20 protein-coding genes are annotated in these 20323 nt (G+C 33.5%); 1 reads left to right on the plus strand and 19 read right to left on the minus strand.

Annotated features, from left to right (window positions below; genetic code table 11):
• Positions 1-18: 18 nt before the first annotated feature.
• From NZ698_RS15075 to NZ698_RS15160, 18 genes are all read right to left on the minus strand, one after another.
• On the minus strand, positions 19-1194 hold the full coding sequence (locus NZ698_RS15075) for a cysteine desulfurase family protein (RefSeq protein WP_263004029.1): 1176 nt from the start codon (positions 1192-1194) through the stop codon (positions 19-21).
• A 2-nt stretch (positions 1195-1196) separates the two neighbouring features.
• Complete coding sequence (locus NZ698_RS15080; RefSeq protein WP_263004030.1) at positions 1197-1655, minus strand: hypothetical protein; 459 nt, start codon at positions 1653-1655, stop codon at positions 1197-1199.
• Positions 1656-1677: 22 nt separating this feature from the next.
• Positions 1678-2265, minus strand: coding sequence for an HAD family hydrolase (locus NZ698_RS15085; protein WP_263004031.1), 588 nt, complete (start codon positions 2263-2265; stop codon positions 1678-1680).
• A gap of 125 nt (positions 2266-2390) precedes the next feature.
• Positions 2391-2897, minus strand: a complete 507-nt coding sequence (locus NZ698_RS15090) for a hypothetical protein (RefSeq protein WP_263004032.1) — start codon at positions 2895-2897, stop codon at positions 2391-2393.
• Between the two features lie 8 nt (positions 2898-2905).
• Complete coding sequence (locus tag NZ698_RS15095; RefSeq protein WP_263004033.1) at positions 2906-3631, minus strand: SDR family NAD(P)-dependent oxidoreductase; 726 nt, start codon at positions 3629-3631, stop codon at positions 2906-2908.
• A 1-nt stretch (position 3632) separates the two neighbouring features.
• A complete protein-coding gene (locus NZ698_RS15100) occupies positions 3633-4949 on the minus strand; it encodes an FAD-binding oxidoreductase (RefSeq protein WP_263004034.1) in 1317 nt (438 codons plus the stop codon).
• A gap of 80 nt (positions 4950-5029) precedes the next feature.
• Positions 5030-5917: a decaprenyl-phosphate phosphoribosyltransferase gene (locus NZ698_RS15105; RefSeq protein ID WP_263004035.1), complete on the minus strand. Its 888-nt coding sequence runs from the start codon at positions 5915-5917 to the stop codon at positions 5030-5032.
• A 114-nt stretch (positions 5918-6031) separates the two neighbouring features.
• A complete protein-coding gene (locus tag NZ698_RS15110) occupies positions 6032-6721 on the minus strand; it encodes a YiaD family glycine zipper/OmpA-like lipoprotein (protein WP_263004036.1) in 690 nt (229 codons plus the stop codon).
• A gap of 22 nt (positions 6722-6743) precedes the next feature.
• Positions 6744-7235, minus strand: coding sequence for a lipocalin family protein (locus tag NZ698_RS15115; protein WP_263004037.1), 492 nt, complete (start codon positions 7233-7235; stop codon positions 6744-6746).
• A gap of 194 nt (positions 7236-7429) precedes the next feature.
• On the minus strand, positions 7430-9106 hold the full coding sequence (locus NZ698_RS15120) for a S8 family serine peptidase (RefSeq protein WP_263004038.1): 1677 nt from the start codon (positions 9104-9106) through the stop codon (positions 7430-7432).
• Positions 9107-9116: 10 nt separating this feature from the next.
• Entirely contained in the window at positions 9117-9725 is a 609-nt protein-coding gene (locus NZ698_RS15125; protein WP_263004039.1) for a WbqC family protein, read from the minus strand.
• Between the two features lie 67 nt (positions 9726-9792).
• Positions 9793-11448: a signal peptidase I gene (gene lepB / locus NZ698_RS15130; RefSeq protein WP_263004040.1), complete on the minus strand. Its 1656-nt coding sequence runs from the start codon at positions 11446-11448 to the stop codon at positions 9793-9795.
• Positions 11449-11557: 109 nt separating this feature from the next.
• Positions 11558-12259 carry a 4-hydroxy-tetrahydrodipicolinate reductase gene (dapB, locus tag NZ698_RS15135; RefSeq protein ID WP_263004041.1) on the minus strand — a complete coding sequence of 234 codons (702 nt, stop codon included), beginning with the start codon at positions 12257-12259 and terminating at the stop codon, positions 11558-11560.
• Between the two features lie 29 nt (positions 12260-12288).
• A complete protein-coding gene (locus NZ698_RS15140; protein ID WP_263004042.1) occupies positions 12289-12936 on the minus strand; it encodes a DUF5683 domain-containing protein in 648 nt (215 codons plus the stop codon).
• A complete protein-coding gene (locus NZ698_RS15145) occupies positions 12937-13827 on the minus strand; it encodes a ParB/RepB/Spo0J family partition protein (protein WP_263004043.1) in 891 nt (296 codons plus the stop codon). It lies immediately after the preceding gene.
• Positions 13828-13866: 39 nt separating this feature from the next.
• Complete coding sequence (locus NZ698_RS15150; RefSeq protein WP_263004044.1) at positions 13867-14640, minus strand: ParA family protein; 774 nt, start codon at positions 14638-14640, stop codon at positions 13867-13869.
• A gap of 168 nt (positions 14641-14808) precedes the next feature.
• Positions 14809-15654: an energy transducer TonB gene (locus tag NZ698_RS15155; RefSeq protein WP_263004045.1), complete on the minus strand. Its 846-nt coding sequence runs from the start codon at positions 15652-15654 to the stop codon at positions 14809-14811.
• Between the two features lie 242 nt (positions 15655-15896).
• Positions 15897-17183, minus strand: coding sequence for an adenylosuccinate synthase (locus NZ698_RS15160; RefSeq protein ID WP_263004046.1), 1287 nt, complete (start codon positions 17181-17183; stop codon positions 15897-15899).
• A gap of 158 nt (positions 17184-17341) precedes the next feature.
• Between NZ698_RS15160 and NZ698_RS15165 the strand changes: the two genes are divergently transcribed.
• A complete protein-coding gene (locus NZ698_RS15165) occupies positions 17342-18139 on the plus strand; it encodes a GIY-YIG nuclease family protein (RefSeq protein ID WP_263004047.1) in 798 nt (265 codons plus the stop codon).
• Positions 18140-18260: 121 nt separating this feature from the next.
• Here the strand turns inward: NZ698_RS15165 and NZ698_RS15170 are convergent, their stop codons facing one another.
• Positions 18261-19847, minus strand: a complete 1587-nt coding sequence (locus NZ698_RS15170; RefSeq protein ID WP_263004048.1) for an ABC-F family ATP-binding cassette domain-containing protein — start codon at positions 19845-19847, stop codon at positions 18261-18263.
• Between the last annotated feature and the right edge of the window lie 476 nt (positions 19848-20323).

Consider the following 20323-nt stretch of genomic DNA (forward strand, 5'->3'; position numbering starts at 1 on the left):
CACTTTTAAGTGAATAGCTTATCTATGCTCAACATTTGTATTTTCTATGATCAGATCTTTAGAAATTTCTTTCAATGCATTTACAAATACATCAATATCTTCTTTTGTCGTCATATGGCTGAATGAAACTCGCAATGGTGTACATTCCTCCATTTCGTCTTCAGAAAGAACCATCATCATGACCATTGAAGGTTTTGAAGCTCCGGAAGAACAAGCACTTCCCTGAGAAACTGCGATTCCTTTCATATCCAACTGCAAACCAATTAAAGGATTTTTATAGGGTAACAAAAGGCTTGTAACTGTATACAAACTGTTATTGAGCTCAGAACTTCTTCCATTGAATTTTACGCCTGGAATTGCTTCTGAAACCTGATCAATAGTATATTGTTTAATGTCCTGCATATGTTTAGTATATGCATCCATATTTTTAAGAGATAGCTCTAGAGCTTTTCCTAAACCTGCAATACCGCTTACATTTTCTGTACCTGCTCTCAAACTTCTCTCTTGAGGACCACCGGTAATAATACCTTTTAATCCGCTGGCTTTTCTGATGAAAGCGAAACCAATTCCTTTTGGTCCGTGAAATTTGTGTGCACTGCAAGAAGCAAAGTCTACAGGAATTTCAGATAAATCTAAATTCATGTGAGCCATTGTCTGCACTGTATCAGAATGGAACAATGCATTATTTTCTTTGCAAATCTGAGCAACTTTTTTAATATCTATAATATTTCCGATTTCGTTATTGGCATGCATTAAACTCACCAAAGTTTTTTTATCGGAAGCTTTAAGCAATTCATCAAGCTTGTCTAAATCGATATCCCCTTTTTCATTGGGACGGATGTAAGCGACCTCAACACCTTTCCTTTTTTTCATATCTAAAATACTCTCAGAAACACATTTGTGCTCCATCGGAGAACTGATGATTCTTTCAACACCCAAATGTTCTACACTTGACTTGATAATCATGTTATTAGATTCTGTTCCGCAAGAGGTGAAAATGATCTCTGCCGGACTCACATGAAGATAATCCGCTACCTGCCTTCTTACATTTTCAATTAAAATTTTAGCATCCTGTCCGAAACTGTGGGTTGAAGACGGATTCCCAAAATTCATTTTCATGGTTTCTACCATGGCATCAATAACTTCTTCTGAAAGTGGCGTTGTAGCAGCGTTATCTAAATATATTTTATTCATTTTTATTTTGAATATTTTAATTCTACTGAAGTGAACTGATAATTTGAAGGAACTGAAAAAATAAACCAAGGATTTGACATTACCTGAATTGCCATTCCTCCAGACTGATATTCCGGAACTTCAACGTATAAAACATTATCTTTTACCGAAATACTTCTAATTTCATTTACCTTATGATCTCCAGAATTGAAAGTTCCCAAATTATATAAAACAAATTTCTTATCTTTTTGAAAAACAGGAATTTCCATTACAGGTTCCATTCCTGATTTTTTAAAATTTTGTGTAATACTATTTTGTAGTTCTGTCTGATCTTTTATGATTTTAAAACCAGCCTGATCTGCTCCACCCTGCGATTCAGAAGCAAGAATTTCTCCTTTTGCCTGCATATCTTTTGACTTTTGTGACGAGGCATTTGTACAGCTCATAATAACTGCCAAAAGCAACATAAGAAGTTTATTCATAATCAATATTTATCTTTCAAAATTAGTGAAAAAATTGATAATGTCCTTCATTTGCCCACTTGAGCATATACTTATCTCCGGAAGTATCCCCGAATGCTATGATTTTATCGTATTTAGCGTCTGTAATTTCTGCTTTTATCCTTTCTAATTTCTCTTTTCCGTTGCAGTTTTTACCAATAAAATTTCCCGTAAAAACCCCGTTTTTGAATTCTGCCTTAGTAGCGACAAGATTCATCTGTAATTTTTCAGCAAAAGGTTTTGCCCAAATATCAAGCGAAGCTGTTACCATTAAGCTTTCGGTATTTTCTCTGTCTATATTTTCAATAAAATCAAGAGCATTTTCTCTGACAATTTTGGGATAACTTTCCTCAAAGAATTGCTTCGATTTTTCTTCTATTTTTGTCTGAAGTTGACCTTTTAAAATTGACCCGATAAAACTTTTTTTCACTTTTTCAGTTTCAGCCAATTTTAGTTTTAATAAAATGAAAAGCGGAATATGTCTTACAAACTGCATCCGAAATTTTGATGGATTGTAAAATTTAAGATACATAAACATGGTATCTTTATAGGTAATAGTGCCGTCAAAATCAAAACAATACAATTTTTTCATAGTTTTAATAACTGATATGGATTTATTAATTATTTACCAGAGCATTTGATAATCCGAAAATCAAAAATAAACAAATTATTAAGAATAGAATTATGGATAATTTTGAAAAATAAATATGCTGCATTTCACTTTTCAACATCAAAATGCCCTATTCCTCTCTTTATTTTTTCAACTAATTTTCTTACTTCATAAAATTCAAAATCAGTCAAAGAATATGTTCTGATTTTTTCATTATTTTTTAAAATGATAAATGTTTCAAATATTGTATGAACAGTTTCCGCTTTATCAAATAATCCTTTAGAATATTTTACAGGTTTTGATTTCTGTTTAAAACCTTTAATCTGATTAATTAAAATTTTCCTCGAGAAAGGTAAAAACTGATACGAAAGAATCAAATAATTTTCTGTTACTTTAATAATTTGAGTTTTCAAAAAATAAAATAACGAACCCAATGAACCAATGAGAAATATAAAGTCAATTACATAAACCACAATTCTTGAATTATCATCCTGATGATTTTTTAGAGAAGTGAACGTGAGCCAAATCGCAAGACTAAAAAAAATAAATCCTAAAAAGAAAATAAATACATTAATTGAAAATGAATTGGACTTATAAATTACTTTATCTTTCAAAATGACTTTTAAAGCTTTAATTTTTTAAAAATAAACTCAGGAATATTTCTGATAATCATCATTATAACGCCCCAAATCGGTAAAACGTATGTAACATTCTTCTGTTTTTTGAATGCTGTGTAAATGCATTCTGCGGCCTGCTTTGGAGTAGCAGTCAATTTTGGATTTAATGGCAAACCTTCCGTCATTTTAGTTGCCATAAATCCTGGTTTTACGGTTAAAACATGAACTTTCTTTTCAAAAAGATAATTTCTCAGTCCACTTAAATAAGCTGTAAAAGCTGCTTTTGAACTTCCGTAAATAAAATTACTCTGTCTTCCCCTGTCACCGGCAACCGATGAAAGCCCAATGATCGTTCCCGATCTTCTATTTTCAAATTTCTGAGCAAAATAATTGATTAAAGGAACTAACTTCGAATAATTAATATCTATAATTCGCTGTGTATTTTTGTTGTCGTAAAGAGCTTCTTCGGTTGCTTCTCCCAAATATCCAGTCGCACAAAACAATAGACTCGAATTGATGGAATCAAAATTCTGATAATTGATTTCTTTTGTGAGATCAAGCTCGATAATTTCGGATTGTTGTAGAAATTTCACGTCGATATGTCTTGCAAATCTTTCTGTAGTTTCTTTATTTGAGGTAAAAAGATAGATTCTTTCAAACTTTTCACCTTCCTGCAATGCCTTTTCCACAAAAGCCTGCGCAACTTCGGATGTACTTCCCAGAACTATCATTCTACTTATTATTTAAAATTCTTTTGTGCTGTAAAGACACAAATTTTGAGCTTTGAACATTTTTGAGATAATCCGTCAATGAAGATCTGCTCATGCTGTCTTTTGTAAGATAAATTCTGCCGCCAAACTCTTGAACGATCTGATCAAGTTGATCAACTAATTTTTTCAATTTTGAATTGACCTTAAAATCTAAAGCTAAAGTGTACCCTTCAAAAGGAAAAGAATTGTAAGCTTCAGGATTATTTTTTCCGAAAAGTTTTAGAACTGCTAAGAATGATCCATTTCCGCTATTGGCAATAGTTTCAAGGATTTTTTTCATTCCATCTTTCCCTGTTTCTTTCGGAATGACCATTTGATATTGAATAAATCCTGATTTTCCATAGATTTTATTCCAGTCATTTACAACATCCAAAGGATAGAAAAATGTTTCGTAATCCACAAAATTCTTCACTTCTTTTTTTGACTGTTTTTTATAGTATAAAAAATTGAAAAGTCTTACCGTCAAAGCATTTAGAACAAATCCCGGAAAATAAAAGGGTACAGTAGGAGATACTTTTTTCTTTAAAGTTAAAGGATTTTCGGTCTTATTTCCTGATAATTCGTGACGATAAGCATGTTCACCACGCATCAAAATGCTTCTTCCTATATTTTTACCTCTTTGGAGGCAGTCAATCCACGCAACTGTGTAAGTCCAGCTTTCACTTTCTTCAAACAGTCTGAATATTTCATCTAAATTTTCAGCTTTGATGCTTTCCTGACGAATGTATGAGGTCTCAATATTTTTAAGTTTAAATTTAGCTGATAGGATAATTCCTGTCAATCCCATTCCACCAATCGTCGCCCAAAATTTATCCGAATTTTCATTTCTAGAACAAATGATGATATCACCATTTTCTGTCATTAATTTAAATTCAATAACATATTCCGAAAAACATCCTTCAGCATGATGATTTTTCCCATGAACATCGGAAGCAATCGCACCTCCTACTGAAACAAATTTTGTTCCTGGAGTTACATATAAAAAATAACCTTGAGGAACAGAAATTTCAAGAACCTCTGAAAGCAAAACTCCTGATTCACATTCTATAATGCCATTTAGACGGTCGAAACTGATGAATTTATTTAATTTTTTAGATGAAAATATATTTTCGCCCAAAGAAGCGTCGCCATAGCATCTTCCGTTTCCTCGTGCAATGACTTCGTTGTGATTGAGTACAAATTCTTTTATTTTTTTGTAGCTGTCTTCAGACTTCATTTCTTTTTCCACAATCGGAAAATTGCCCCAATTCGTAACTTTTTGTATGAAATTCGGCTTCATCAGCAATTATTTATTTTTTTTAATCCAGAGGCAATCAACACAAAGTTTTCTTTATTTTCCTTCATTCTCATTCTGTGTATCTATTCTTTAAAGTAAATTTGAATTAAAAATGCAGCAACCCACAACATTAAAGTGATTTGAATATATCGATCTCTGTAAACGATTTTGGTCGGAGATTCAGTTCTGTTATAAACCAAAGTCTGTTGTAAATATCTCAAAAATGCAAAAACAACAAAAATTACAGTGTAAAAAACTCTTGAATGAAATTTTTCCTGAACTTCCGGAGACAATGTAAACATCAGATAACAGATAATCGCCAAAGTCACTGAGATCGACAAAGCTATATCTGCAAACTGCACATTATAACCATCCAAAGCTTTTCTTGTTTTTCCTGAAACCTGAGCATTAATTAATTCTCCTCTTCTTTTTCCGATGGCTAAAACCAATGCCAGAACAAATGTTAATAATGTTGCCCATTGTGAGATGAAAATTCCAGTAATGTATCCTCCAGCCTGAACTCTTAAGACAAATCCTGTCGCAATAATGAAAATATCAATTATGGGAACATGTTTTAATTTAAAAGTATATGCAAGATTCATCACAAAATAAATTCCGATAATAGTTGCAAACTTCCAAAGAATTTGATTAAAATAAAATTGAGCAAAAAGAATTAAAGCAATATTTATGACAGCCAAAATTCCAAGAATTGAGAGTGCTTTTGATTTTGAAATCGCACCACTCGCCAAAGGTCTTCTTCTTTTCTCTGGATGCTGTCTGTCTGCTTCAATATCATTGTAATCATTTAAAATATAAACGATGCTTGCAGCCAACGAAAATATGATGAAAGCGAAAACACTTTTGCTGAGTAAATCTAAATTTTTGATATTACCTGAAAAAAATAGAGGTACAAAAACAAAAAGATTTTTTACCCATTGTTCTACGCGAAGCAGTTTTAGATATTTTTTCATTTATGTTATTTCGATTGCAAAAATAGTGAATTTAAAGCAAAAAAAATATGCTGTATAAAAATACAAAAAAAACCGCCAAGGCGGTCTTTTATGATAATATTTGTATGTTAATGATTATTGCCCTTGCTGAGCGTCGTTGATCATTTTTTCGTTCGCTGTAATTGCAAACTCTACTCTTCTGTTTTTTGCTCTTCCCGCATCGGTATCGTTTGAAGCTACAGGCATTGCCTCACCTTCACCCAAAGCAAACATTCTGCTTGAAGCAATTCCTTTAGAAATCAAATAGGATTTTACAGAATTTGCTCTTCTTTCAGATAATTTTTGATTGTAATCATCTGCACCTACACTGTCTGTATGACCGTAGATATTGATATTTGTATCAGGATTGTTTACCAAAACCTGATTAAGTTTATCCAAATTAGCTTTAGCAACTGAAGTAAGATCAGATGAATTGAAAGCAAATGTTACAATACTTTCATTCAAAGTAATCTTAATACCATCACCTACTCTTTCAACTTCTGCACCAGGTAAAGTTTCTTTGATTTCTTTAGCCTGTTTATCCATTTTATTACCAATCACGTTACCGGCAACACCACCAATAACACCTCCTAAAACTGCACCTAAAGCCGCATTTTTACCTTTACCCACATTGTTTCCTAAAATACCGCCAATTACCGCTCCTGATGCGACTCCAACTGCGGTACCTCTCTGCTGGTGATTAGAATTCTGTACTGCTTCACAACTTGTAAGCAATAAAGCTGATGATAAGAAAAATGCTCCTATATATGTTTTGTTAAATTTCATAATGTTTATTTTAAATATTAAATTACTTCATTCCAGCTCTTTCGAAGTTGTAAACAACTCTTACTGTACTTCCGTCAAATGGTACATTTTGTTCTAAAGAAAACTGATCTGTTGTCATATTGATTACATCAAGTGTATAACCTACAGTATTTTGTTTAGCTTTTGTACCATCCTGAATTTTTTTGAATAAAAATGTATTTCCGTCTTTTACTTCAAATTTGATTGGTTGTGTCAAAGAAGGACATTTTCCACCACCATTTAAAGTATAAGCTCCCGTATAATTATTTGGAATGAATCTCCAGTGACTACCAACAAAACATTGTGCATCTGCACCTTCGTCGAAAGGTTTGATTTTATATTGTTTGTCGTATTCGATGCTTACGATCTGAAAGTCTCCTTTCATTTTAAGAAATTCTGATTTGTTGCTTTGTGCATCTGCTCCTTTTTTAACGGTAGAACAAGACACTGCAAAAAGTGATGTTCCCAAAATTCCAGTAAGTATTAACTTTTTCATAGTTGCATATTTTTTTAATGAGATAAAATCATAGACTTGAATTGATGATTAAGTTTTCAAATCATGGTGATTTTACAATTTCGTTTATTATCTTAAAATAACTATAAAAAACCGTGCCAAAATTCAAATACAACCAAAATAAAAAAAGCCCGAAAAATCGGGCTTCATTTTATAATCAATTAAATAATTGATTGTTATTTTCTTACAGCTCTTTTTGCTTTTGCCGGTTTTTTAACCTGAGAAGCTTTTCCGTTGTAGAAATTGGTAAAAGCATATTCAGCAGCTTTTTTAACATCTATTACACCACCTGCCTGAGATTTTTCTCCAAACTCATTGGCAGTACTTGCATTACTTGTTTTAACCAAAGCTTCAATAATTTGTGCAGGTTTTAAATTTGGCATATAAGCCAACAATACTGCTGCAGCACCCGCAACTACAGGTGAAGCCATTGAAGTTCCCTGAAGATATCTATATTCATTGTGTGGTACCGTAGAATATATTTGATCACCAGGAGCAAAAACGTTTACTTTATTCTTGTTATAATTTGAGAAACCTGCTCTAAGAGCATCATTATGATTTGTACTTGCGCCTACAACGATTACGTTATCTACTAAAGGTTTTTCGTCTGTAACATTTTTGAAATTAGTAGGATAAGCAACGTGCTCGGTAATATCTTCATTTTCGTTACCTGCAGCTTTTACTAAAAGTACTCCTTTGTCTTCAGCATATTTAAATGCATCCCAAACAACATTTTTACCAGGAGAAACCGGTTTACCAAAGCTCATGTTAAGAACTTTAGCTCCATTATCTACTGCGTATTTGATTGCATTTGCAACGTCTTTATCTCTTTCATCACCATTAGGAACCGTTCTTACAGACATGATTTTTGCAACTTTGCTTGCAACACCATATTGTACTTCAGTTCCTTGAGGAGATCCGGCAATGATTCCTGCAACGTGAGTTCCGTGCATTGCATCAGGACCTTCATAGTGATTGTTTCCGTAATTTTTTTCAGAGTAATCATCATAATTATCACCTACAGTTTCTTTTCTTGGATCATAAGCAAGATCATATTGCTTTGCTCCTGGACCAAGCTCACTCATTGCTTCCTTCATTTGTTCATTCATCAACTTTTCAAATTCAGCTGAAGATTTACCTTTAAATTCAGGAGTTTGAGCAACCTGATTTAAAATCTGCAAAGCAATGGCATCTTTCTGATCTGTAGAAGGTTTGATTGCGGCAATGTTTTCCTGAGATATAGATTTTCCACCTAATAATTTAACCATATTTGGTATCAAATCCATAACCATCGTTGTTGCCTGAGCCCCTTGCTTTGCTTCCACACTTTTTTTTGTGAAAATCTCTTTTGATTTCATATACATTGCAAATTCTTCGGGCATTTTTGCCTGATTTGCTTTGTTTTTTGTAGAATCATCACCTTCGAAAACTGGTTTGTACTTTGCTACAACTCTCGTAACTTCCATATTGTCGACGTCGATATCTCCGTTTTTCCCTCCAATAAAATTCCATCCGTGAACGTCATCAATATATCCGTTCCCGTCATCATCTTTTCCGTTACCAGGAACTTCATTTGGATTCGACCAGATATTTTTTAATAATCCGGGATGATCAACCTGAACACCACTATCTAAAACTCCTACAACAACAGTTTTAGGTTTAAGACCTTTAGATTCAAGGTATTTATATGCATTTTCGGTATTTACACCATAGACTTTTGAAGTGGTAAAGTCTTTATGATACCACGTCATCAAATCTTTATCTTCTGTAGAATTAGTCGAAGCTTTTGCTTCCTGTGCGTACGAAAAACTGAAACCTGCTAAGAACAAAGCAGCTAATACTATTTTCTTCATTGTATAAGATTTATTTAATATTTTTAAGATAAGTCACAGATTCCGGCCCTTTGTTACAGATAAGATCAATTATTGATAAATCTTTCAGAAAACCATATTTATCTGTGAAAGTTTGGTAGTACTCTTCCATTTGAAATTCTGTCTCAATTTTGGTAGAAAACTTTTCTCTAAAATTAATCTCAGACGGATTTTTGATATACTCTTCATTCAAAGACTGTGCCTTTTCTATCTTCAATATTTTCTGAATAATATCTATACTTTTTAAATTAAAATCCAGCAAAAATTTTTCTTTCTTCTCATAAAGAATTTCAAATTTATCTTCATAATACTCAAAATAAGCTGAACCCTGATAAACGTTTTTTATAGATTTCCAGTGAATTTTTTGCCAATCTTCCCTGTAAGAAATTTCGATATCTTTCATTTCTCGTTTTCCGGTGTGATTGATAGGAATGATAAGAGAAAGTTTTCCGTTTGCTCCGTAAATATTGGTTCTGTTTCTATAAGTCTGTTTTGGGAAACTTTCACATTGTTCAAAAACAACTTCGTTTTCCGGATCTAAAAACACCGAAAACCATGAAATAGGTGGTAAATAAAATACCGGTAATAATATATTTTGCATTGTTTTTATATATAAAAATGAAGTACTTTTTCAAATACTTCATTTTATTTTTATTTTACAAATTTAGTTATAAATCTTCTTCAGTTTTTTTCTTTCTAAAAAGTTTTACAAAATACTCCCATCCAAAGAAAAGTACAAGAATCATTACTGCAATCCACCAATAAGAAGTTTTGTTGGCATCTCCTGTGTTTGTTGCTTTAAACATTCTTTCCCAACGAACTTTCAATGGTGCTTGGTATGAAGAACTTGAGTCTTTAAACGCTCCCTGAACACTCATCCAAGTAAACATCGGCTTTCCAACGATATTTTCTTCCGGAACGAAACCAAAGAATCTCGCATCTAATGATGCATCTCTGTTGTCTCCAACCATCATGTAATAATCCTGTTGAATTGTATATTGGCTGGTTTCTTTTCCGTTGATGAAGATTTTACCGTTTTTATTTTCAAGTTTATTATGTTCGTATTGAGAAATAATCCACTGATATTCAGGTAAAGTTTCCTGATTGATTGCAACTACATCGCCTTTCTTAGGAATTTTAAGCGGTCCATAGAAATCCTGATTCCAAGGTTTGTTGATCGGGAAAATTGATTGAGTTGTATCTATACTTTTTGTGTAAGCATTTTTTTCAGCATTTAATTTATGAGAAACAGTTCCCGAATCTTTTGGGAAAATATTTTCTCTCATATCAACAACATTGGGTAATGATTTTATATCCTTTGCAGTTTTATCTGTTAAACCTTGAAAAGTATATTCAAACCCTGTATTTGTCTGAGCTTCTCTTACAGGTAAAAATCCGTAAGTATTGTATAATGCCGGAATATCTAATTGCGTTCCTGTATTTACCGTGAATGAGTGCTGAACTTCCTGATCTCCTAAAACTGTTTCAGGTTTGCCGTTCACAAACAGTCTTCCGTTCCTCATTTCAAAAGTATCACCTGCAACAGCGACCAATCTTTTTACATAAGGATCTTTTCTGTCAATTGATGTGTGTACTGAATCTCTAGGATAATTGAAAACTACAACATCGTTTCTTTGAGGCTTATTGAATTGAAAAATTCTTTCATAAGGTAATTTTACGCCTTCAACATACGATTTTGGGTCATCTTTCGGATTACCTTTTTCTCCTGTATCAAGAATAGTTCCTTGTAAGAAAGGTATTGCCAAAGGTCGCATCGGCAATCTATAACCGTAGCTCCATTTATTGACAAAAAGGAAATCTCCAACTAGTAATGTTCTTTCCATTGAGCCTGTAGGAATTCCGAAAGGCTGCGTGAAAAAAACATGGATTATCGTAGCAAAAACAACCGCAAAAGTAATAGAACCAATAAAAGTATCTTTCTTTTTTGAGTTTTTTTCTTCTTCTGTCAAATACAGATCATTTTCATCTTCCAACTCAACATCTTTAGAATAATTGACAGTTGCCATATAAATGAAAGGAAGAATTACAGTAAGCAATTGATCTTTAAAAAGAGTTTTGCCAAATTTTTTCATTAGATATAAATGAAAAACTGACATCATGATCGGACCTACAATTGGAAGATACGATAAAATCGCCCACCATTTCGGATGATTCGTTTCTTTTAAGACAATGAAATAATTGTAGAAAGGTACAAAAGCCAATAGCGGACTATACCCCATTTTCTTGAACAGCTTCCAAGTGGAAATCCCCATCAATACTGATAAAATGAGAACATAAACTGTATACGTTAAAAAATAATTCATAAATTTTTGTGCCTATTCTGTAATTTAAGTAATGAGTAATGTGTAACAATAATTAATGATTACACAAATTTCTATAATTAGTTTGCAAAGTTGTGGTTTTGTTACAAAATTAAAGTCCCAAAACGTCTTTCATTGTAAAATTTCCTTTTTTATCTTTTATCCATTCTGCTGCAACGACTGCTCCTAACGCAAAACCGTTTCTGTTGAAAGCAGTATGTTTGATCTCAATCTCATCCACTTCACTTCTGTAAAAAACACTGTGAGTTCCCGGAACTTCGTCTTCACGGATTGCAAAGATGCCCAATTGCTTGTCCTGAGTTTCCTCAAGTTTCCACGCATCGTATTTCGGATTGTTCTTGAAAATTCCTTCCGCTAGAGAAATCGCAGTTCCGCTTGGAGCGTCAAGTTTGTGAATGTGATGAATTTCCTCCAGTTGACAAGAATATTCATCCACGCTTTTCATTAAATCAGCTAATTTTTCATTCAGAGCAAAAAATAAATTAACGCCTAAACTGAAGTTAGATCCGTATAAAAATGCTGTTTCATTCTGAATAGCAAGATTTTCAACTTCGGCTTTTCTTTCAAGCCAACCTGTCGTTCCGCAGATTACGGGAACTTTATTTTCCAGACAAGCTTTGATATTATCGAAAGCAACTTCGGGAAGAGAAAATTCGATCACTACATCCGGATTGTTTAAATTTTCAGCAGTTGGAGTTTCTTTTAATCGGGCAACAACTTCATGACCTCTTTTGGTGGCAATCTCGTCAATGATTTTGCCCATTTTCCCATATCCAACTAATGCTATTTTCATAGTAGCTATTTATATTATCTAAAAAAATTTTAAAACTTGAAACTTAAACTCAATCCTGTTTTTGGTGGATTGTTTCCAAAGTCATCATAAATCACAGCTGGCGTGAAAGTAAGATCAGGATCTTTACGACCTTCATACAAATGCGCATCTACAACGGCATCTACAATATTTAAAATATAAATAAGTCCCGTAATTGCTATGGCATAATCTCTCTGTCTTTTTGATCTGTCCTGCGCATTTCCCAACGCTATTTTATCTAAATAGGGTCTTTGATCAATAAATTCATTCGGAGTTCCGTTGAGTTTTGCAATGTAATATTCTCTGTATTTTTTGTATTGATTCTGATTCCACAATGCAATTCCAACTCCGGCTCCTACCGCTCCCCAAACAATGGGAATTTTCCAATATTTTTTATTGTAAAACTGGCCCAATCCCGGCAAAACTGCTGAATATAAACCCGCTTTCGTTGGATTTAATTTTGTTACAATAACTTTTGCAGGTGCATTTGCCTCTTCAATAGTCTCAACAATAGAAGTTTCGGGAATTTTTTTGAGCATTGTACTGTCACTCGGAACGGTTTCTACTTTCGTATCACGATTTATGGTATCACGAGGAATTACCTGCGAATAAGCGATCGCAGAAGCACAAAGAAAAAATGTGAAAAGTATTTTTTTCATTTATTTAATATGAGATAAAATATACTCCAGCTCATCTTCATTTTTGAAATCGAGTACAATTTTACCTTTTTTTCCGTTTCCGGTAGTTTTGATTTCAACTTTTACATCCAAAAGATCAGAAATTGTTTTCTGAGCTCTTTTGTAGTTATTAGAAAGTTCAGCCTTTACTGCTTTAGCAGCGGGTGATTTTGGATTTTTCAGAGCTGTCGCAGCCTGTTCAGATTGACGAACATTCAATTTATCTTTAATAATTAAATCAAATAAAATCTGCTGAAGCTCATCATTATCCATACTGATAATCGCTCTTCCATGTCCTGCAGAAATTTCGCCGCTTCTGATCGCATTCTGAATATCCGGACTCAATCTCAATAATCTGATAGAATTGGTAATTGTACTTCTGTCCTTTCCAACTCTCTGGCTCAGATTTTCCTGAGTCATCCCAATCTCGTCTAAAAGTCTTTGATAAGTCAAAGCAATTTCGATAGAATCAAGATCTTCGCGTTGAATGTTTTCAACAAGAGCCATTTCCAGCAATTCCTGATCATTAACCAAACGAATGTAAGCTGGAATAGACGTTAAACCCGCAATTTTACTCGCTCTGAAACGTCTTTCCCCAGAAATAATCTCAAAGTTCTCTCCGTCTTTTCTAAGAGTAATCGGCTGAATTATTCCAAGATTTTTGATGGATTGTGCAAGTTCGTTTAATGCTTTTTCGTCAAAATAAGTTCTCGGCTGAGTAGGATTCGGGTAAATATCTTCAATCGAAACTTCTACGATATTTCCTACAAATTTATCTGCGCCTTCATCAGTTGCAGAGTTTACCGTAGCCTTGGATTCAGCGCTCAAAATCGCACCTAAACCACGTCCCATCGCTCTTTTTTTGTCTTTCATATCATGCATATAGCTATTGGCTTTTCGCTTCTAACTTTTTTAATTCTTTACTAAATTTTCGTTTTTTAACAGAACCTCTTCTGCCAACTGTAGATATTGAATGGCTCCTTTGCTTTCTGCGTCGTAATTTAAGATGCTTTCACCAAAACTTGGAGCCTCACTTAACCTTACGTTTCTGCTGATGATCGTTTCAAAAACCATTTCTGGGAAGTGAGCATTTACTTCTTCAACAACCTGATTTGAGAGTCTCAATCTGCTGTCATACATCGTCAACAACAAACCTTCGATATCCAAATCTTTATTATGAATTTTCTGAACGTTTTTGATTGTATTTAAAAGTTTACCTAAACCTTCCAAAGCAAAATATTCACACTGAATCGGAATAATTACTGAATCAGCTGCGGTAAGTGCATTAATCGTAATCAAACCTAAACTAGGTGCACAATCGATGATGATATAATCGTAATCGGCTCTTACAGATTCCAATGCTTTTTTCAGCATGTATTCACGATTGTCTTTGTCTACCAATTCAATTTCTGCAGCAACCAAATCAATATGAGAAGGTACGATATCTAAATTTGGAGTGGTTGTTTTTTGAATACAGTTTCTCGTTTCAACACTGTGCTCCAACAAATTGTATGTAGAATACTGTACTTCTTCAACTCCAAGACCAGATGTCGCATTAGCCTGCGGATCTGCGTCTATGATTAATATTTTCTTCTCTAATACCCCTAATGCTGCGGCTAAGTTGACAGCTGTTGTAGTTTTTCCTACACCACCTTTTTGATTAGCGATACCTATGATTTTTGCCATTGCTTGAACTTTAAGTTTCAAAAATACACTTTTTTCTCTGCTTTCAAGGAATGGGTAAAACGAAAGATGAGTTAAAATATTGTTAATAAGGATTTTAGACATTAAAAAAAATTATCCACAAAATGTAGTATTTTGTGGATAAGTGTCAAAACTTGTTTTTGAATATATTTAATTGTCGAACTTCATAGAAATTGGAAATTTGAAATAACTTCTTACAGCATCACCATTCTTATTTTTTCCTGGAGTCCATTTTCCTTTTACTGCTTTAATAGTTCTGATTGCTTCTGCATTGAAGTCTGAATCTTTACCATCAGCTTTTAATCCTGAAATTGTTCCGTCTTTCTCTACGATAAAAGTTACCGTAGTTTTCATTAAATCACCACTAGAAAAACCAGAACCATCAAACCTATTTGTTACTTTAGTTCTGAAAGATTCAATTCCACCTTCGAAATTTGCAGAAACACTTAATTCGTTTGCATCTTTAACAGAGTTGTCAGAACCTTGAGGTATTGTAATAGGATCTTTAGCTTTTGTTGTACCAGTTCCTACCGTTGGAATTGGAGGAATATATGTATTCACAGGAGCTGGAACACCTTTTACGTTATCCACTATTCCTGCAACAGCATCATCAGGCTTTTTAATAGGTGCTGACTCTATCGCTTCCTTAGTTGGTGTAGGAACAGTAGTATTTATCTGTTTGATATTTGGCGGAGCAACTGGCTGAACAGGTTTTACAGTTTCAACAGGTTTAGGTTTTGCAATATCATCGTTCGGAAGAATATCTACTGGTCTGTAAATAGGTTCATTAGGAACAACTTTTTCAACAGTTTTAAACGCTGAGATCAGCATTGGTGTAATCGAAATTGCAGCCAATAAACTAACACCTACGAAGAGTGCTTTGGTTAGGATTCTGTCTGATTCATTTCTTAAAACATAAGCGCCGTACTGTTTGTTTCGGCCTTCGAAAAGGATTTCATTAAAACGGAAATCCTGGTTGGTTTGTAGGTGTTTCATCACGATAAAAATTAAAATTGTTAATATATTGCAATTATTAGTTTTCTATATTGTTTGAATAAATCATTGAAACAATATCAAAATATTTGCCAAAAAATTATCAAAACAGAATCATTTAAGAAATAATGATGTTAAAATAAAAATTTAACTATGTTAAAAATAACAACTGTAAAATTATTACCATTTAAAACAAAAAAAATCCCGCTTTCGCAGGATTTAATTTATATTGAAAATAAATTTTCTTAGAATAATTCTTTTCTGATGATGTTCTGACTTCTTTCAGGACCTACAGAAACCAAGTAAACATTGATTCCCAAGTATTCCTCGATAAACTCGATGTATTTCTGAGCTGTGTCAGGAAGTTCGTCGTAGCTTCTTACTTTGGTTAAATCTTCTGTCCAACCCGGTAAATCTTTATAGATTGGCTCGTAGTTGTATAGTTTTTCTGTTGAAGAAGTGAAGTAATCAATGATTTTTCCATCTTCCGTTTTATAATGCGTAACGATTTTCAGGTTTTCAATTCCTGTAAGAACATCTAATTTAGTGATTACCAAATTGTTGATTCCGTTGATCATACAAGCATGCTTCAAAGAAACAAGGTCTAACCAACCTGTTCTTCTTGGTCTTCCTGTAGTTGCTCCGAATTCACCACCGATTTGTCTGATGCTTTCTCCCAACTCATTATCCAGTTCAGAAGGGAAAGGTCCGTTTCCTACTCTTGTGCAATACGCTTTGGCAACACCAATTAAATTTTTAAGTGAAGTTGGCGGAACTCCTGCTCCTGTACAAACTCCTCCGGTTGACGGAGAAGATGAAGTAACGTAAGGATAAGTTCCGAAATCGATATCCAACATCAACGCCTGAGCTCCTTCAAACAATACGTTTTTACCGTCTCTGATCGCTTCGTTAAGCTCTAATTCAGTATCAACGATTCTTTCCTGAAGTTGTTTTCCTATTTCTAAATACTCGTTGTAGATTTCTTCAACGTCCAAAGTCGGTTTTCCGTAATATTTCTCGAAAAGAGAGTTTTTAACTTTTAAGTTTTTCTCAATTTTATCTCTTAAAATCTCAGGATTCAAAAGATCTACCATTCTGATCCCGATTCTTGCAATTTTATCTTCGTAGCAAGGTCCGATTCCTTTTTTGGTGGTTCCGATCTGAGTTCCTCCGTGCTCTTCCTCACGGTAAGTATCCAAAAGAATGTGGTAAGGCATGATGACATGCGCTCTTCTGCTGATAAAGATGTGGTCTGTTCTCAAGCCTTTGCTTTCAATCTGACCAACTTCTTTAATGAAAGATTTAGGATTTACCACTACTCCATTAGCAATGATACATTTCCCTTTACACTGCAAAACTCCTGAAGGAAGAAGGTGCAAAACAAATTTCTCTTCACCCACATAAACTGTGTGACCAGCGTTGTCTCCGCCTTGGAAACGTACAACATAATCAGATTTTGCCGATAAAACATCAGTGATTTTTCCTTTACCTTCATCTCCATATTGAAGACCTACAACTACGTAAGTTGACATATTTTACTTTTATTTTAGATTCGTACAAAATTACTTTTAAAAAATTGGGTGGGCAAATTTGAGGGGAATTTTATTTTTGGGTGGTGTGGAAATCATGTGGTTGAAAACAACATTTAATAACTTATCTGATTTATTTTTAAATTTAAAAAAATAAAAATATGGAAGAATTAAAAATAATTAATGATGAATTTAATAATGGCTATTTTGAACTAAATGAAGAATTAATTCACTTACTTAACCAAGACGACTTAAATGGAAGCATCAATAATGTACTTATTGGAATTAATCAGGAATGCTTTGGTATAAGATTATTTGAAGAAGAAGATATTATCATCGAATTATTTTATATAACTTATAAACAAAAACCAGAAGGAGATCTTATTAGGATAAATCTCAATAGCAAATTTTACGCTTTAATTTTACTGAGATTCTGTTCAATTTTAGAAATGAAATACAAACTCATTAAAGAAATAGACACTTTTAACACCTTTCAAAAGTATTTAAGAACGGCATTAGAAAAGGACAAACATTTTACTATAACAAATCTTGAATTGAAAGAGTGGATGGAAGAGGGAAAAGAGGGAACTATCATAAACACATTTTACAAATCAATTAAAGTAATCGAAATGATTCCGAAAGTTGAATTTTTAAGATCAATTTTCAACAACAACTATAATATTTTTAATGCAGAACACAAAAGTGAATATATTTATTTAATGGTAAATAAAGAAACTTCTTTAATAAAAATCGGCTTTAGCAAACAGCCAATTTTTAGAGAAAAAACTTTACAATCCAAAGAACCGGAAATTTTTAGAATTGCTTGTTGGAAAGCACAACGTTCTGTGGAAACTGAATTACATAGAAAATATAAAGAAAAAAGATTGAGAGGAGAATACTTTAAATTGAACTTAAAAGATTTACATGAAATAAATAGATTTATGGAAAATTACAATTAATAATTTGTTAGAAATCTAGTTTGTCATTCTGAATGCAGTAAAGTAAAATGAAGAATCTCAAAAAAGATGAGATTCTTCACTCCATTTAGTTCCGAATGACAACTTGAAACAATTTAAATTTTCACAGCAAAACCTCAATCTTCACTCCAATCTCTTCCAAAAACACTCCATCGTGCGAAATCACCACCAAAGTACCATGATAATCTTTAATAGAATTCGTCAGAATTTTCACATTTTGAAGGTCTAAATTATTCGTCGGTTCATCGAGAATCATCATATCGGGTGCTTTATTGCTGATGGAAAGTCCGCACAGCAAAAGTCGCAACCGTTCTCCTCCACTCAGAACATCACACTTTTTGTCCCAGCTTTCTTTTCCGAATAAAAATCTCGACAGCAAGGTTTTTACTTCAGATTCCGGCATTGAACTGTCATTGAATTGTTGGGCAAAATCATAAACCATCGCATTTTTGTCGATCAAAGAATACTCTTGATCAATATAAATCGTCTGAAAATCTGCTTTCGAAATTGTTCCGACAGAAGGCTGCAAATCTCCCAGCAACAATTTGATTAAAGTCGTTTTTCCTGAACCGTTCGAGCCTTTGATAGAAATTCTGTCACCACTTCGGATTTCAAGATTGAGATTTTCTTTCCAAAGATTTTTCTCATCATATTTAAAATTAATTTCCTCCGCCGAAATCAAGATTTTCCCCGAATGCAGATTCGAATCATTAAAATTCACTTTCATCTGATCCGCATTTCTCACCGACGAACGCAAATCCCGCAAGTCTCCCGAAATATCATTGATTTTTTCAGCGTGAATACTTTTCAATTTCGAAGAATTTTTCTCGGCATTATTCCGCAGCGTATTCATCATAATTCTTGCAACACCCGATTTTTCCTGCTTTCCTTTTCCTCGTGCATCGAGTTTCTGTTTTCGTTCTAAAGTTTCCCGTTCTTTTTCTTTGGCTTTTTTCAGCGCGCGTTCTTTCGAGTGAATATCATTTTGCAAAGCTTCATTTTCAATTTCTTTTTGTTCGGCATAAAAATCATAATTTCCTCCGTAGGTTGAAATTCCCTGATTGCTCAGTTCAAATATCGTATTTACTAAATTTAGCAAAGCTCGGTCATGACTTACAATCACAACTGTTGAATTGGTTTTTTCGATAAAATCGTACAGCAAATTCCGTCCTTCCAAATCGAGATGATTCGTCGGTTCATCCAATAAAATAATTTCAGGCTGATTGATTTGAATTCCGGCAAGAAAAACTTTTGTTTTCTGTCCGCCACTCAGACTTTCCAAGGTTTGATTTAAATCTAAATTTTCAAGTTTCCAATGTTGCAAAGCGATCTGACAGCGTTCTTCAATGTCCCAGTCGTCATTTAAAATTTCAAAATAGATTTCATCCACTTCCCCGCTCGTGATTTTTTGAAGAGCTTCTAATTTTTTGTCAATTTTTAAACACTGCGCAATCGACAGAGCATTAAAATTTCCGAACATCTGCGGAACATAGAATAAATCACCCCGAACATTAATGTTTCCATCCAAAGGTTCAATTTCGTCAGCCATGATTTTCAGTAAAGTTGATTTTCCCGTGCCGTTGCTTCCGACCAAAGCAGATTTCGAGTGAGTGGGTATCGTTAAGTTGATTGAATTAAAAAGCAGATTCCCCGCTGGAAACCCAAAGGATATATGATGTAGAAAAAGCATAATTTCTTTATTTAATTAAGGTTGAACTTCAATAACTTTTGAAGTTATTGTTGATTAAATCTGAAAGAAATTAAATTCTACATGCGGTTTTTGTGGGATTTTATATTGCAAAGATAAGGAATTTAACAATTTAAATTTTCAACTCATTGATAGTCATCTCGCCAAAGGATATTTTTTTAACATTGCTATTAATGATGATTATTTTTCAGGAGCTATTTCCAGTATCCACTCCTACTCCTAGTTTTAGATGCAAGACCTCCGACTTACTGCGGGGTAACCGTTCCGTTCTGGACTAGGAAGACCATGCTGTTGAAAACCAACCCGTCAAAGATTTCTATGAAATTTTCGCCAACCTTCCACTGGAGGGGAATTTTAATTTGCAAATATTTTACTGATTACTGTTATAAAACAAGTTTCACAAACCTGATACACCTCACAAAAAACTTTCATCAAAAATCCGTAACTTTGCCGCCTAC

This window comes from Chryseobacterium edaphi (genome assembly GCF_025628985.1).
Classification (GTDB): Bacteria; Bacteroidota; Bacteroidia; order Flavobacteriales; family Weeksellaceae; genus Chryseobacterium; species Chryseobacterium edaphi.

Coding starts and splice junctions, on each gene's coding strand:
- NZ698_RS15075 (WP_263004029.1), bottom strand. CDS start 1,194: ATGAATAAAATATATTTAGATAACGCTGCTACAACGCCACTTTCAGAA.
- NZ698_RS15080 (WP_263004030.1), bottom strand. CDS start 1,655: ATGAATAAACTTCTTATGTTGCTTTTGGCAGTTATTATGAGCTGTACA.
- NZ698_RS15085 (WP_263004031.1), bottom strand. CDS start 2,265: ATGAAAAAATTGTATTGTTTTGATTTTGACGGCACTATTACCTATAAA.
- NZ698_RS15095 (WP_263004033.1), bottom strand. CDS start 3,631: ATGATAGTTCTGGGAAGTACATCCGAAGTTGCGCAGGCTTTTGTGGAA.
- NZ698_RS15100 (WP_263004034.1), bottom strand. CDS start 4,949: ATGAAGCCGAATTTCATACAAAAAGTTACGAATTGGGGCAATTTTCCG.
- NZ698_RS15105 (WP_263004035.1), bottom strand. CDS start 5,917: ATGAAAAAATATCTAAAACTGCTTCGCGTAGAACAATGGGTAAAAAAT.
- NZ698_RS15110 (WP_263004036.1), bottom strand. CDS start 6,721: ATGAAATTTAACAAAACATATATAGGAGCATTTTTCTTATCATCAGCT.
- NZ698_RS15115 (WP_263004037.1), bottom strand. CDS start 7,235: ATGAAAAAGTTAATACTTACTGGAATTTTGGGAACATCACTTTTTGCA.
- NZ698_RS15120 (WP_263004038.1), bottom strand. CDS start 9,106: ATGAAGAAAATAGTATTAGCTGCTTTGTTCTTAGCAGGTTTCAGTTTT.
- NZ698_RS15125 (WP_263004039.1), bottom strand. CDS start 9,725: ATGCAAAATATATTATTACCGGTATTTTATTTACCACCTATTTCATGG.
- lepB (WP_263004040.1), bottom strand. CDS start 11,448: ATGAATTATTTTTTAACGTATACAGTTTATGTTCTCATTTTATCAGTA.
- dapB (WP_263004041.1), bottom strand. CDS start 12,259: ATGAAAATAGCATTAGTTGGATATGGGAAAATGGGCAAAATCATTGAC.
- NZ698_RS15140 (WP_263004042.1), bottom strand. CDS start 12,936: ATGAAAAAAATACTTTTCACATTTTTTCTTTGTGCTTCTGCGATCGCT.
- NZ698_RS15145 (WP_263004043.1), bottom strand. CDS start 13,827: ATGAAAGACAAAAAAAGAGCGATGGGACGTGGTTTAGGTGCGATTTTG.
- NZ698_RS15150 (WP_263004044.1), bottom strand. CDS start 14,640: ATGGCAAAAATCATAGGTATCGCTAATCAAAAAGGTGGTGTAGGAAAA.
- NZ698_RS15155 (WP_263004045.1), bottom strand. CDS start 15,654: ATGAAACACCTACAAACCAACCAGGATTTCCGTTTTAATGAAATCCTT.
- NZ698_RS15160 (WP_263004046.1), bottom strand. CDS start 17,183: ATGTCAACTTACGTAGTTGTAGGTCTTCAATATGGAGATGAAGGTAAA.
- NZ698_RS15165 (WP_263004047.1), top strand. CDS start 17,342: ATGGAAGAATTAAAAATAATTAATGATGAATTTAATAATGGCTATTTT.
- NZ698_RS15170 (WP_263004048.1), bottom strand. CDS start 19,847: ATGCTTTTTCTACATCATATATCCTTTGGGTTTCCAGCGGGGAATCTG.